Source organism: Agrobacterium sp. 6Ca8, from assembly GCF_055382765.1.
Genome location: NZ_AP026435.1, coordinates 569,062 through 583,325, shown reverse-complemented (window position 1 = coordinate 583,325; position 14,264 = coordinate 569,062). Strand labels below are relative to the sequence as shown.

The following is a 14,264-nucleotide window of genomic DNA, read 5'->3' as shown; positions in this document are numbered from 1 at the left end:
TTTTTTGCGATGCTATATCCTTCAGATCTGGCGTAGACGTTAGTCCTGCCAGCCCTAGCCTGCAACTTGCCAACGCATCTCGCCGCGATCAGCGACGATCCGACCAAGGCCCGAGAGAGACGATCAACATAAAGCTCGGCATCGGGGTAGTTGTTTCTTACCACCAGGGACCAGTCCACCCATGTGGTTCTGGATCGTTCATGGCTAAAGCACCCGGTCTCCAGGCCAGGCTGGGAAGCCTTCACGCCATCTCAGGCTGCGCGGATCCCATTCCCGGCGCGATAAGCGGCGCGGAAGACTTTGAATGCGGGTGGGAAGCATTAAGTCGCCGAGCCACAATGTCATGGTTGAGCCACAGAACTGGACCGGAGGGTTCGGAAGATTCACCGAAGATTAGCTGCCCTGTTGCCGTCACAACGAGACTGCTCAACAGATCGCTGATCATCACCTTGCTATCCCGATGCATCTGGGTGATTTCGTTGGACGTGCCGATGGTGAGATCAGCCTGCGCCTGGCTGTTTGCCATGGGCCATGCCGAAAAGTCATAGAACGGACGCATGACATCGCTGGCCTGCATGGCGGCGATCTTGCCGAAGACGTCTTCCATAGTTAGGCCATCTACCAGCAGCTGCTGGCAGGCCTGCCACTGGTCATCTGCCCATTGGCCGCCGTTTTCTTTCTTCAACGCAAGCAGCAGCGGTATCAGGGGCAGCTCGATACCGGTGAACACGTCGGACGAATTGGTCCGGATTTCGGGGCAATTATAAACTGTTGCCTTGATCCCTTCAGCCCAGGCTTCCTCTGCAATGCCTTCGAGCCGCATCTTCGCGTAACCCTGGGTGTAATTGGTGTAGGTCTGCCAACGATAACTTCCGTCGATGAGGACCGCCGATCCGTGATAACCATAGGCCGTATATCGCACTTGACCGCCTGAAGCTTCAACGCGCTCGCGGATCGCCGCACTGAAATCGATGAGATGGCGAAAGGTGTTTGCGGAGACGTCGTCAAAATTCTGCAGGATGAGTTTTCCCATGTCACTGTCGAGCAGGGTCTGCGAGGACATGTGGCGGGTTCCGGTTCCCTTGTAGATCCGATTGGCGATGACCAGGAACACCTTCGCCTTCGGGATGCCGCCTGCCATTGTGTGAGCGAAGAAAACATTGCGGCCATCGGCGATCATACCATCGAGAACGGTCATGACTTTCGAAAGCGATTCCGTAAAACGCGCATTGGCAATGTCGCGGCATTGCCTGACATAGTCCCAGTCGAGCTTGTCGTGCTCCCAGCTCTCAAGTGTCATTTTTGCCAGGAGATCGGTGGGAGTCGGCCCGTCTGCGGGCGCATCGCGATCGAAACCCGCCATAAGAGGTATGTTGATGATCCTGCCGCCCAGCTGGGCCTCCGCCGAAGACAGTTCATCGGCGTCGAGCGGCCGCAGCGTGTTGTTCTCGTCACGCCGCCCGACGGTGATTCCCACAATCTCCATTCCAGCCCGTCTCGCTTCGTCGAGCAAGCCGGTGGCGTATCCGCGGCCGAACAGTTCGCCGAAGAGTACGAAAACGTCGCCTTTACGGAAGACCGTGTTTTCAGAAAGGCGATTCAATGCAACCGGATTTTCCATGCTGTCAACTCTTTAAAGTTTGTCATCGAACACTGGCTCGTACAAGTTTTGCAAAGACATGACCGCATTGGCACGGAATGGGAACTCATTTTCGGTGACCGTTCATTTCAAAACGTGAAGTCGGTCTCTGTTCGCCCTACAATACAGGGGATGCCGAGGCCGGGGGATCGGCGCGCCGATACCAAAAAGAGCTCGCTGGAAACATCGCGCCTCTCCAGTGGCGCACCACGCCGAATCTTGTCGCGTCGAAGACTGTTCAGACTGCCTTCTCGCAAGTTTGCAAGAAGACCGGTATCGACAAAATATGCACCAACGACCAGGCTTACGACGAAGATAGGCATCCTCGTTATCAATTGTCGCCAGTCGAACGCTCTCGGATCAGCTCGATGAAGGCACGCAGTTTGGCTGGCATGTGTCGCCGTTTCGAGAAATAAAGGCTAAGTCCCGGATATTCGGGAGACCAGTCTTCCAAAACAGGAATGAGATCGCCTGAGGCAATATGGGGCGCAAGTGCATGTTCACCCAGATAGGCGAGCCCAAATCCGGCAAGAGCGGCCTCCAGAATAAGGTCAGACCCATCAAATGTCAGATGGCCGCTGACATCGATCAAGTGTGTTTCCCCGTGCTTCTCAAACTCCCAGCGATAGAGTCTCCCGCTTGTCATGCGCATCTGGATACAGACGTGCCGGGCGAGATCGGCTGGGACGACAAGCTTTGAACGGCCGTCGAAGTAGCGCGGCGAGCCGACGACGAAAGACCGCATTTTCGGAATGATCGGTACGGCCACCATGTCCGGCGAGATAGCCTCGGCGAGACGAATGCCCGCATCAAAACCTTTGCCGATCACATCCACGAGCGCATTTTCGGTCACGATCTCGATGTCGACATCCGGGTATCGACGGCTGTACTCGAGGATGAGCGGCTGCAGCAGAATGCGCGCCGCGCCCGGCGCCATATTCAGCCGGAGTCTCCCGGAGGGCCGATCTGAATGTTCACCGACATTTTCGATCGCCTTCTCGAGCGTCTGCAGGGCAGGTGCGATTTCAGATAGGAATTGCTCACCGGCTGCAGACAAGGACACGCTACGCGTGGTGCGGTTGAAAAGCCTGACGGCAAGGCGCTCCTCAAGTGCGGCGATCGCATGGCTCAAAGCCGATGACGACATACCGAGTTCGCGCGCGGCAGCCCGGAATCCACCGTGACGCGCGACTCCGGCAACCGCTTCAAGCTCGATCAGGCTTGCCCTCATTGCGCAATCCAGTTCATCAGGCTGTCCGATTTTGTCCTACTACACGCAACACTTACCGCATGCCATTTTTGCTGTGAAGCCATCACAGGAGAAGAAACATGCACATCATCGATCGGATCTATATCAACGGGGCGTTTGTCACGCCGCACGGCGATCAATGGGCGCCGCTTTTCAATCCGGCAACCGAGGACCAGATCGGCAGCGTGCGGCTCGCAGATGAGCGGGACGCCGACCGCGCAGTTGCTGCCGCCAAACGCGCTTTCCCAGCCTTTTCGAATACGACCAGAAAAGAGCGGATCGACATGCTGAACCGGCTGCATGCCGCGGTGTCCGCCCGAACCGACGATCTGGCGTCCGCCATGCGTGAAGAATACGGTGCGCCATCGGGCTTCATCGGCTTTTCAGCGTCACGCGCAGGTAGCGTCTTTCTCGACATGGCAAGAACGCTGAAGGACTACGAGTTCCAACGCCGCATGGGCAGCGCCGATGTCGAGATGCGACCCTCGGGTGTTGCCGTGGCGATCACGCCCTGGAACAGCAATTACAGTTTTATCTGCGGCAAGCTCTCCGCCGCCATTGCAGCCGGAGCAACGATGGTGATCAAACCTTCGGAGATGAGCGCCCTACAGACACAGGTGATCACTGAATGTCTGCACGCGGCCGGTCTTCCCGATGGCATTTTCAATATCGTCACCGGGTATGGAGGCGTCGTTGGTGCGGCACTGACGGCTCACCGCGACGTGTCCAAGATCACCTTCACCGGTTCCACTGCCACAGGTCGCGGCATTGTTCAGGCGGCCGCGGCCACTATGAAGCGCGTCACAATGGAACTTGGCGGCAAAAGCCCCAGCATCATTCTGGACGATGCCGATCTTGAGGTCGCCATCCCGCAGGTGCTGGTGGCAGGGTTCCGCAACAGCGGTCAGGCCTGCATTGCCGGAACCCGCATTCTTGCTCCAGAAAGCAGGTTCGGTGAAATCGAGGAACGGCTAAGCCACACCATCAAAGACTTCAGGTCGGGAGAACCGGCCGACGAACAGGTTCAGGTTGGTCCGATGGTCAGCCAGAAGCAGTGGGATCGCGTGCAAAGCTATATTCGCTTGGGACAGGAGGAAGGCGCCAGACTGCTGGCAGGCGGCGAAGGTCGTCCGGAAGGGCTGCAGCGCGGCTGGTTCGTCAAGCCCACCATCTTTACCGGCGTCCGCAACGACATGCGCATCGCGCGCGAGGAGATATTCGGCCCCGTGCTATCGCTGATCTCCTACCGCGACGAGGAAGACGCCATCACGATCGCGAACGACACCGATTACGGCCTGCAGGCGCACGTCTTTTCTTCCGACGTCGCGCGGGCAAAACGCGTCGCAAACCAGATCGAGGCAGGCCGCGTGTTCATCAACGATGCGCCGCATGACCCAATGGTACCATTCGGCGGATTCAAGCAATCCGGCTTCGGGCGGGAATTCGGCGTCTTTGGGCTCGAGGCCTTTCTCGAACCCCGTGCCGTACTGTCGTGACATTTAAAGGCCACGCAACTTTTTAGCTGCGTGGCCTGATGCCACATACCGTCGAGCGAACCCTGTTGGGCGGCCATTGTTGCACCTGGCGTAATGATGAAGTGTGAAGCGCGATCGTTCTCATCACCACGTAATAATAGCAATCTGCAGGTGCGGATCGGGAATTGACCCGAACGATACTCGCAGGAGCGTACAATGAAACTCTATCATCATCCTTTGTCGGGCCACTCGCATCGGGCCCGTCTGTTCCTTTCACTGATCAACCTGCCGCATGAGCTGGTTGAGGTGGACCTCATGTCCGGCGCGCACAAGACGCCCGATTTCCTCAAGATGAACCCGTTTGGCCAGGTTCCGGTTCTCGACGACGACGGCGAATACGTATCGGATTCTAACGCGATCCTGGTCTACCTTGCCAAGAAAGCCGGACGCACGGACTGGCTGCCCGATGACCTGAAGAGCGCCGCAGCGGTCCAACGCTGGCTGTCGGTAGCTGCCGGCGAGATCGCTTATGGTCCGGCGGCGGCCCGCCTGGTCACCGTCTTTGGTGCCAAGTTCAATCCGGACGAAGTCATTGGTCGCGCCCATGCGGTCCTTGGAAAACTCGAAACTCAGCTTTCCGACCGAGAATGGCTGGTTGGCGAACGCCCGACGATCGCTGACGTCGCAATCTACAGCTACGTGGCCCGCGCCCCTGAAGGCAACGTGGATCTCTCCACTTATCCTGCGGTCAACAGGCTGCTTCGTCGTATCGAAGCGCTTCCGGGCTTCGTGGACTTTATCGGGACTCCGGTTGGCCTTGCCGCCTGATCCGCATTCGGGTGCGCGCCGAAGCGTGCCCGATCCCTTCTTAGGAGAGCTGACATGACCGACACTTTGACAAAACTGCCGACATGGCACGAAGGCGAGAAGTTCATCCAGGAAAAAGTCGGTGTCGCCGAGCGTATGGAGGTCGTCGGCCAGCGGGGCGTTCGCGATTTCATGCCGGATCAGCATCGGGACTTCTATGCCCAGCTCCCGTTCATCGTCCTTGGCAGTGTGGATGGCCACGATGACGCATGGGCCACTTTTGTCGAGGGCCGACCCGGCTTCATGTCCTCTCCTACGCCGACCACGCTCGATATCCGCTCTACCTTGGAGCCAAGCGACCCCGCCAGCGAAGGAATGGCGGACGGCAAACCGATCGGCCTGCTCGGCATCGAGATGCACACGCGTCGCCGCAATCGCATGAACGGCTTTGTCTCCACCGCAGCGAACGGTTATCGGATCGATGTGGATCAGAGCTTCGGCAACTGCCCGCGCTACATACAATTGCGGGATTTCCAATTCGAGAGGGCACCCGGCCAACCAAGCCAGAACCAGCGTGAAGACCTGTCCGAGCTTGACGACCTTGCTCGCTCCACGATCAAGACTGCGGACGCGTTCTTCGTTGCCTCCTATGTCGACCGCGAAGACAGGCGCCAGGTTGACGTTTCGCATCGCGGCGGGAATGCCGGCTTCGTCCGCGTTGGCGATGATGACGTTCTCACAATTCCCGATTTCGACGGAAACCTTTTCTTCTCGACACTGGGGAATATTCTGCTGAACAAGAAAGCAGGTCTGCTCTTCGTAGACTTCGCGACGGGCGATGTGCTGCAGATGACAGGCGAAGCCGACGTCATCCTGGAATCACCCGAGATTGCGGCCTTCCAGGGCGCGGAACGGCTCTGGACGTTCAGGCCAACCCGGATCGTCCGGAGACCGAATGCACTCGCACTCCGCTGGGCATTCCAGAAGGATGGATGGTCGCCGAATTCTCTGATGACCGGGAACTGGGCGCAGGCAGCAGACCGGATGCGTGCCACCGGACTTTCAGACACATGGCGGTCGATGACGGTCACCAGGATCGTCGAGGAAAGCACGACGATCCGCTCGATCCATCTCCAGCCAAGCGACGGCGCGGGGTTGCTGCCGCATGCTGCCGGGCAGCACCTCCCGATCCGGCTGGTGCTGCCGGGAAGCGAGCGGCCTGTTGTCAGGACCTACACCCTGTCTGTCGCACCGTCCGATGGCATCTACCGCATCAGTGTCAAACGCGATGGGCTCGTGTCGCAGTTTCTGCACGACAGCATCTCCGTTGGCGACGTGATTGAGGCGCGGCCCCCCGCAGGGGAGTTCGGTGTTGACGCCCGTGCCACGCGCCCTGCAGTGCTCCTTGCCGGTGGTGTCGGCATCACGCCGCTGCTCGCCATGCTCCGTCATGTCGTCTACGAGGGAATTCGCAAACAGCGAATCCGGCCGATCACGTTGTTCCACGCTGCCCGCACGAAAGCCGAGCGACCTTTCGACAAGGAGATCGCCGAACTCGTGGCTGCGGCCAAGGGCGTGGTCCGGTTAGTGCGAGTTCTCAGCGACATCGGCGATGCCACAGAGGGCTCCGACTACGATACTGCCGGCCGTATCGACATGGCTATGCTCACCAAGCATCTGCCGTTCAACGACTACGACTTCTATCTGTGTGGTCCGCCGCAGTTTACGCAGGCGCTCTATGACGGTTTACGCGGCTACAACATCGCAGACGATCGTATCCACGCGGAAGCGTTCGGGCCCTCGTCGCTGGTTCGGTCTGTAGGCGCCAAAGATGCCAGGGCCACCCCTTTGCGTGCGCTGCCGTCCGACAAGCCGGTGCCTGTCATATTCACGAACTCGCTGAAGGAGGCCCGCTGGGCACCCGGCTCCGGAACGCTGCTGGAACTTGCAGAAGCACGCGGTCTTCAGCCCGAGTTCAGTTGCCGTGAAGGCAATTGCGGTACGTGCAAAACAAAACTCGTCAAAGGCGCTGTGACGTACCTGAAGGAGCCGACAGCGAAGGTTGACGATGACGAGATCCTCCTTTGCTGTGCCGTTCCAGCGAGCCAGGAAGGCGGCATCCAGATCGCCGTCTAAACCAACATTACTACGCCTGACGCAACAGTCCCTTCCTGCTTTTCGACGTTCAACAACAACCGGTTACCAATCATCTTGAGGATCAGAGAGCGACGTCTCTCAAAACCATTAAAGGAGAATACCATGTCACGCATTCCTACCCCCGCCACGATTGAGGAGGCGCCCGAAGCCTCACGGCCGATCCTGGAGACCATCCAGAAGCAGATCGGCTCGGTGCCGAATATCTTCCGCCTCGTCTCCAACAGCCCAGCGGCCCTCAGCGGCCTCGCCTCGTTGCAGGGAGCGCTCGGCAAGGGCAAGCTTGCACCCGCCACTCGGGAAAGGATCGCCCTGGCTATGGCCGAAGCCAACGGTTGTGACTACTGCCTTTCGGCGCACACCTTCACCGGAGCGAAGTTCGCCAAGCTCGATGAAGCGGAGATCGCTTCGAACCGCCGCGGAACATCGAACGACGCCAAGGCTGCGGCAGCCGTCGAATTCGCCCGCGCCCTGACGACCGCGCGTGGCTCGGTGGCACCAGGGGAAATCGTAAAAGTTCGGGACGCCGGCTACAGCGACGCGGAAATCGTCGAGATCATTGCGCATGTCGCGCTCAATACCTTTACAAACTACGTCAACGAAGCCCTCGATACCGAGATCGATTTCCCGCGTATCGATCGTCTTGCGGCATGACATTCAGGACGGGGTGACACGAGAGCCGTCATCCTTCCCTCCCCCTTACGAAACCTGGAGCCATCACAATGTCCCGTCCCCCGCTTCCCCCTTTCACTGAACAGAGCGCCATCGAAAAGGTCCGCCTTGCGGAAGATGGCTGGAACAGCCGCGATCCTGCCAGGGTAGCGCTCGCCTACACGGTGGATACTCGCTGGCGCAACCGTGCCGAATTCGTAACGAGCCGCGATGAAGCCGAGGCCTTTCTGGGCCGCAGTGGAACAGGGAACTCGACTACCGCCTGATCAAGGAACTCTGGGCATTCACGGGCAACAGGATCGCGGTGCGCTACGCCTACGAATATCATGATGACAGCGGCCAGTGGTTCCGGGCCTACGGGAACGAGAATTGGGAGTTTGCCGAAGACGGCCTGATGCGGGCGCGTCACGCCAGCATCAACGAACACCCGATCGCTGAAGCCGACCGCAGGTTTCACTGGCCGCTCGGCCGAAGGCCTGACGACCATCCCGGTCTCAGCGACTTCGGCTTTTGAGCCGGGCGTCGGTCCGTTGGCCTCGTCAATGCCGTCGTTCAAACTCAACGAGCGAGTTCGAGTGTCCGTTGAACTCGCTCTTACCGCATCGAGCGGCGACCTGTCGCGGAAGCGCAAGCAGGAAGACGATAGCCGTGCGCTTGGGCTGACGGGTGCGGAAATCGATCTGGCACGCCGTGGCCTGAGCTTCGATCTGAAAATAGCGCGGGCCATAGCGTTTGCGCTCGCGGTCAATGAGCACACACGTGCACGTGCAAGCGCCGCTGGCCTTTGTGAGCGAAGCTGCGTCGAAATCGAGCACCTTGCTGCTGCCAACCGACAGGTCGCTGGCAGCTAATCCATGCCGCGGACGGCTTGCGGTCTTGTCGTCCAGGATTCTACTATGGACACCGTATCGAGGGCATGGGGGACCGGATGGATCGTTGGCAGGCAATGCGGATTTTCGTGAAAGTAGCGGAGACCGAAAGTTTCGCAGATACCGCCCGCCAGATGCACATGAGTGCTCCTGCCGTCACACGGTCTGTTGCAGCCCTGGAAGATATCATCGGAGCACGCCTGTTCGTGCGAACGACCCGTTCGGTAAAAATGACCGAGGCGGGTGCCCGGTATTTCGAGGACTGCCGCAAGATTTTGTCAGACATTGCTGAAGCAGAGGCGGCAGCGGGAGGCTCCTACGCTACACCGACAGGCACCCTGTCCGTAACTGCTTCGGTCATGTTCGGGCAGATGTATGTGCTGCCCGTCGTGACGGGCTTTCTGGACGCATTTCCAACCATGAAGGCGCGAACCCTGTTTATCGACCGGCCTGTCAATATTGTCGATGAAGGCATCGATGTCGCTGTCCGCATTGGTCACCTCCCCGACTCCGGCCTCTCCGCCATAAAGGTCGGGAGCGTCAGGCGTGTCGTGTGTGGTTCACCGGCATACTTTGACCGACATGGCATTCCGACAACGCCATCCGACCTCAGGGATCATCGCATCGCGGCGTCCACCAGCGCCTGGGCCTCCCCTGAATGGCGCTTTTCCGACGATTTCCGCGTGACGATAGACGCTGCTCTTCAGTGCAACACCAACGAAGCGGCCATAACCTCCGCACGCGAGGGCTGGGGACTGACGCGCGTGCTGAACTACCAGATAGGCCCTGACCTTATGGCGGGCGACCTTCAGATCGTGCTCAGCGAGTTTGAAGAGCCGCCCCTGCCTATCCACATCATGCATCCAGAGGGTCGGAATGCACCCGCAAAGGTGCGGGCTTTCGTTGACATGGCAGTTGCCCGCCTGCGTGAGAACCGTCTCCTGAACTGATCCGGGCGCAGCGGGCAGATCAAAAACCAATCAGAATCTTGCCAATGGCCTTGCCGCTTTCCTGCAGTTCATGGGCCTCGGCAATCTGATCAAGCCCGAGCGTTACGGCGATCTTGGGAACGTAGGCTCCCGAAGCCGCGCAGGCCGAGACTTCCTCGACAGCATCGCGCATCGCTGTTTCCGGCATCGTATAGACGTAGACGAAACGGAAAGAAAAGCCACCAACGAGCGCCGGAAAGAACGGGATCGAGAGCCTGGCTTGCGGCGATCCCGTGGAGTAAGCCGACACGCCCCCGTCACGCGCAAGGCAGGCGATTGCCGTATCGATGTTGGCGGAGATGTCCACGTCGACGATACGGTCGACGCCGTGACCATCGGTCGCCGACCTTATTTTCACAGCAACATCACCGGCATGCCTGTTGACGACGAGATCGGCTCCGGCTGCGCGGGCAACGTCTGCCTGTTCGTCGCGGCTCACCGTTGCCGCCACCCACGCCCCTGCCCACTTTGCAAGAAGAATGGCGGCGTTACCGACCGCACCGGCGCCACCGTGCACGAGAACCCGCTTACTTCGCAGGTTTGTATCGGCAAACAGGCATCGATGCGCCGTCATCGCGGGGACGCCGAACGACGCACCGACCCCGAAGGGGACGTTGTCGGCCAGCCTGACTGCCTGCCTCGACGGCACCACGACGAATTCCGCAGCCGTCCCGAACGCCCTCCCCGTCTGGGCCATGTAGACCCACACCCGCTCGCCTATACGTTCCTGCGACACGCCGGGGCCGACACTGTCGATGACGCCCGACCCGTCCTGATGCGGAACGATTCTGGGAAATGGCATGGCCTTACCGCCGAAGCCGACACGCGTCTTGATGTCCGAAGGATTGATGCCCGAGACCACGATCCTGACCCGGACTTCCCCCGCCTCGGGCTGGGGATCGGGAAGCTCTCCAACGGTCAATACTTCTCTCGCAGTTCCTTGCCGTTCGTAGAACGCAGCTCGCATAACACACCTCTCCTAAATGTGGCTTCCATCTGGGCGTGACACAGGCAAACTTGCAAGTAGGCAACAGTTTTGCCTATAGGAATAAAAAGTACACTAATGGAGAACTGAATGGCTGTTGGCCCAAAATGCCCGGTAGAAGTTACCGTCGATGTCACGGGCGGCAAGTGGAAGCCGATGATCATCTATCGTCTACTCGACGGTCCGTACCGGTTTGGAGAGCTGCGCCGCCTGGTCGGCGATCCGAGCCAGCGCTCGCTCACGATGCAGCTCCGCGAACTCGAGGCCGACGGGATCGTGAGCCGCGAGGTCTTCGCCGAGGTCCCTCCGCGCGTCGAATATTCCCTCACCGAATTCGGAAAAACGCTGGCCCCCGTGCTGATGGCGATGCGCGACTGGGGAGTTTCCTTCCAAGGTCGCTGTCAATCCACGAAGGCATGACCGGTCGTCCGCGTCAGGGACCGGGCTTTGCCGCGAAGCGCTGCACGAAGAAGTCGATTAGCACTCTGACCTTCCGGGACACGTGCGATCCTGGCGGACGCACGATGTAAACGCCGATCTCCGGCAGGCCGTAGTCCGACATAATCGGCACAAGGGTCCCTGCGGCAACATAGCTTTCCGCGATCACAACCGGCAGTGCAGCGATGCCCAGTCCGGCTGCCGTCCCTTCGGCAATGCCAAGGGCACTATCCGCCTTGAACCTTCCCTGCGCATTGATGACGATGGTTCGGCTGCCATCGGACACCTTCCAGCTCTCGGTGCCCTGCAGGATCGCCTGATGGTCAAGCAGATCGGAAGGCTTTCGCGGGACGCCATGCTTCCGGAGGTATTCGGGGTTGGCAAACAATCCAGCCGCGAATGCACCGATCTTCCTCGCCGTCAGGTTCGAGTCCTGCAGATAACCGGCACGTATCCCGCAATCAAAGCCTTCCGCCACCAGATCGACGTAACGGTCGCTGTAGTGCGCATGGAGCTGCAAGAGCGGATGCTGGCGGGCCAGTTCGGCGAGCGCTGGCGCAAAATGCCGCGGACCGAAGGATGACGGAACGGCGACGCGCAGCCGTCCCCGAAGCTCCCCGGTCGGCGCAATCTCCTCGCGCGCAACCTCCATTTCCAGGCACATGCGCGCGGCATGCTCGCGAAACGACGCTCCAGCCTCCGTCAGCGATGCACCTCGTGTGGTCCGGGCGAGGAGCTGGACGCCCAGCTCGCTCTCTAGACGAACGAGGCGACGGCTGACGATGGATTTCGGCAATCCGAGACGTCGCGCCGCAACCGTGATCCCGCCGCCATCGGCGACCTCAACGAAAGTCTGCATATCTTCGAAGCTGACCATTATTGCGTTCCATTTTCCGTTCCACAGAGTGGCTCATCCTAGAGCTACCGTGCCGTCTATCGCAACGCTAAATTCCACTCATCGAGCGGACCTAAATCCAACCCGACAGCCGCCGACAACGCAAAAAGGAATACGACAATGCATAAGGACGTCTTTACTCCCGAGAATTCCGCCATGCTGCTGATCGACCATCAGATCGGCACGATGGCCTGGACCCACTCCCACGACATCAACCTAGTCAAGCAGAACGCACTCAAGCTTGCCCGGATCGCCAAAGCCGCCAACATCCCGACCATCCTGACGTCCAGCATGGAAGAACAAATCCAGGGGCCGCTGATTCCGGAACTCAAGGAAATCCTGCCCGAGGCGTTCGAAGCCCGCATCAAGCGCCCGGGTATCGTCAACGCCATGCACCACGACGGCTTCAACCAGGCCGTCAAGGCGATCGGCCGCAACAAGCTGTTCGTCGCAGGCGTGACCACGGAAATCTGCGTCACCTTTCCGGTCCTCCAGATGCTTGACGAAGGTTACGAGGTGCAGGTCTCGGCGGACGCATCCGCCTCTTACACCAAATACGGCGACGATATCGCCCTGAGGCGCATGGAAAAGGCAGGCGCAATTATCACCACTGTCGACCAGATCATCTCGGAACTCGCCGTCGACTGGACGAGCCCGCTCGGCCAGAAGCTCGTCGGTATCCTGAACTACCACTGACAGCGCAAGTCGCTGCGTTCGGCGCGGGCGATTGTCGCCCGCGCCCGAGATCGAAGGAAACAATCCAATGACCATCACCAAAATCCCTGCAGGACGTATGCGCGGCAATATAGGCCAGGGCTTCGGCGTCGAGATCATGTATCCGGGGCTGTCACTGACAACCGACGACAGCGGGATCGGTCCCATCGGCAGGATTGACCGCGCCCAGGTTCAGCCGGGTCATCTCATAGGCATGCATCCGCACAAGGACGACGAAATACTGACCTACATGCGCGGCGGCGAGATGCTGCACCGAGACACCGTCGGAAACGAGAAAAAGCTCGACAAGACACGTTTCATGATGATGAACGCCGGCCATCACTTCCAGCATGAAGAGCTTATGCTTGGGGAAACACCCGTCCGGGCCCTACAGATTTTCCTGCGTCCTAACGCTCAAAATCTTGAGCCAATGGTGCAGTTTCATGATTTCGTCGATGAATTCAGTGACGATAGCTGGAGACTGATTGCAGGGCCACGAAAAGCGCCATTGACGGTAAGATCCGATGTCTGGGTCTTTGACGTGCGCCTCAGAGCAGGCACGACGCTGAGATTGCCAACTGATGATAACTCCGGGTTGGCTTGCCTGCTCTTTGTCTTCAAGGGGAAAATTCGATTTGGAAACGAGACGGTCTGCGACGGAGAGAGCGTGTTCGTGACCTCGTTCGAACAACATCCAACGGCATTGACCGAGACCGATATCGTCTTGTTCTCGTTCGACACTGACGTCCAGGTATTTCGCGGCGGCATGTTCAGCGGCAACCAGAAACGGGGCCGCTGAAGTCGTTGCTCGAGCGGCGCAAACGTGAACCAGGGCTTTCTCGCGCCAACTCTCTTCCAACGTTTCGGTGTCTCCCACCGATGGTGTTTTTATGCATAGCAAAGGGCACCACTAGATCGGTATCATCGCCAGCGCCTTCCGTGGCCATCCTCGATGAACGGAAGAGCAGTTCTGGCTAATCGTCGCTACCCTCCCAATCTTCATAGCGATCGCTGATGCGGATCACGAAGACCGTAGCATCCGGGCGAACACAAGGCGCGTGCCATTGGAAACACGCAACTGAGGAGGGTTTGCTTCAGTGCTTAAGGTTGATCCAGTCTTCGGAAGAAGAACGTTCTTCCACTGGGACGCAATCGAGATCATGCTGTTTGTGACCTGACCTCCGCAGATTACTCCCGAAAGAGCCACGCGCACACGGCGAAGTCAGCTTCCGGCCTCTACAAATTACGGTGCCAACCGTCGCCAAACGCTGCGCGCTGCGGCGCTGCGGCGGGCGCCGTTGGTAGTCCGGACTCAGACACTCCCGCGCCTACGCCCTTGATTCTCCTGAGGTCGCGCCCTAGATGTTTTAGAAAGTCC

13 protein-coding genes and 1 pseudogene are annotated in these 14,264 nt (G+C 59.2%); 10 read left to right on the top strand and 4 right to left on the bottom strand.

Annotated features, from left to right (window positions below):
- Positions 1-241 precede the first annotated feature (241 nt).
- A complete protein-coding gene (locus ACZ5A6_RS26425; RefSeq protein WP_464111498.1) occupies positions 242-1,621 on the bottom strand; it encodes an enoyl ACP reductase FabMG family protein in 1,380 nt (459 codons plus the stop codon).
- 349 nt (positions 1,622-1,970) lie between these two features.
- On the bottom strand, positions 1,971-2,870 hold the full coding sequence (locus ACZ5A6_RS26420; protein WP_464111497.1) for a LysR family transcriptional regulator: 900 nt from the start codon (positions 2,868-2,870) through the stop codon (positions 1,971-1,973).
- A 98-nt stretch (positions 2,871-2,968) separates the two neighbouring features.
- Here ACZ5A6_RS26420 and ACZ5A6_RS26415 point away from each other — a divergent pair, with 98 nt between their 5' ends.
- From ACZ5A6_RS26415 to ACZ5A6_RS26385, 7 genes and pseudogenes are all read left to right on the top strand, one after another.
- Positions 2,969-4,384 (top strand): aldehyde dehydrogenase family protein, encoded by a 1,416-nt coding sequence (locus tag ACZ5A6_RS26415; RefSeq protein ID WP_003517028.1) that lies wholly within the window; start codon positions 2,969-2,971, stop codon positions 4,382-4,384.
- 195 nt (positions 4,385-4,579) lie between these two features.
- Positions 4,580-5,191 (top strand): glutathione S-transferase family protein, encoded by a 612-nt coding sequence (locus tag ACZ5A6_RS26410; protein ID WP_003517029.1) that lies wholly within the window; start codon positions 4,580-4,582, stop codon positions 5,189-5,191.
- 54 nt (positions 5,192-5,245) lie between these two features.
- On the top strand, positions 5,246-7,306 hold the full coding sequence (locus ACZ5A6_RS26405; RefSeq protein WP_464111496.1) for a 2Fe-2S iron-sulfur cluster-binding protein: 2,061 nt from the start codon (positions 5,246-5,248) through the stop codon (positions 7,304-7,306).
- A 123-nt stretch (positions 7,307-7,429) separates the two neighbouring features.
- Positions 7,430-7,978, top strand: coding sequence for a carboxymuconolactone decarboxylase family protein (locus ACZ5A6_RS26400; RefSeq protein WP_003517035.1), 549 nt, complete (start codon positions 7,430-7,432; stop codon positions 7,976-7,978).
- A gap of 68 nt (positions 7,979-8,046) precedes the next feature.
- Positions 8,047-8,510 (top strand): annotated as a pseudogene (locus tag ACZ5A6_RS26395) (nuclear transport factor 2 family protein).
- Between the two features lie 61 nt (positions 8,511-8,571).
- The gene (locus ACZ5A6_RS26390; protein WP_003517039.1) at positions 8,572-8,847 is read left to right on the top strand and encodes a hypothetical protein; all 276 of its coding nucleotides are present in this window, start codon (positions 8,572-8,574) and stop codon (positions 8,845-8,847) included.
- Positions 8,848-8,924: 77 nt separating this feature from the next.
- Positions 8,925-9,815, top strand: a complete 891-nt coding sequence (locus tag ACZ5A6_RS26385) for a LysR family transcriptional regulator (protein WP_003517041.1) — start codon at positions 8,925-8,927, stop codon at positions 9,813-9,815.
- Between the two features lie 19 nt (positions 9,816-9,834).
- Here ACZ5A6_RS26385 and ACZ5A6_RS26380 read toward each other — a convergent pair whose 3' ends face one another.
- A complete protein-coding gene (locus ACZ5A6_RS26380; RefSeq protein ID WP_464111495.1) occupies positions 9,835-10,821 on the bottom strand; it encodes an NADPH:quinone reductase in 987 nt (328 codons plus the stop codon).
- Between the two features lie 108 nt (positions 10,822-10,929).
- Here ACZ5A6_RS26380 and ACZ5A6_RS26375 point away from each other — a divergent pair, with 108 nt between their 5' ends.
- The gene (locus tag ACZ5A6_RS26375) at positions 10,930-11,259 is read left to right on the top strand and encodes a winged helix-turn-helix transcriptional regulator (protein WP_003517048.1); all 330 of its coding nucleotides are present in this window, start codon (positions 10,930-10,932) and stop codon (positions 11,257-11,259) included.
- Between the two features lie 13 nt (positions 11,260-11,272).
- Here the strand turns inward: ACZ5A6_RS26375 and ACZ5A6_RS26370 are convergent, their stop codons facing one another.
- Positions 11,273-12,154, bottom strand: coding sequence for a LysR family transcriptional regulator (locus tag ACZ5A6_RS26370; protein WP_003517049.1), 882 nt, complete (start codon positions 12,152-12,154; stop codon positions 11,273-11,275).
- A gap of 138 nt (positions 12,155-12,292) precedes the next feature.
- Between ACZ5A6_RS26370 and ACZ5A6_RS26365 the strand changes: the two genes are divergently transcribed.
- Together ACZ5A6_RS26365 and ACZ5A6_RS26360 are read left to right on the top strand one after the other, a co-directional pair.
- Positions 12,293-12,868 (top strand): isochorismatase family protein, encoded by a 576-nt coding sequence (locus tag ACZ5A6_RS26365; RefSeq protein WP_003517050.1) that lies wholly within the window; start codon positions 12,293-12,295, stop codon positions 12,866-12,868.
- A 67-nt stretch (positions 12,869-12,935) separates the two neighbouring features.
- Positions 12,936-13,685, top strand: a complete 750-nt coding sequence (locus ACZ5A6_RS26360; protein ID WP_464111494.1) for a pirin family protein — start codon at positions 12,936-12,938, stop codon at positions 13,683-13,685.
- Positions 13,686-14,264 lie beyond the last annotated feature (579 nt).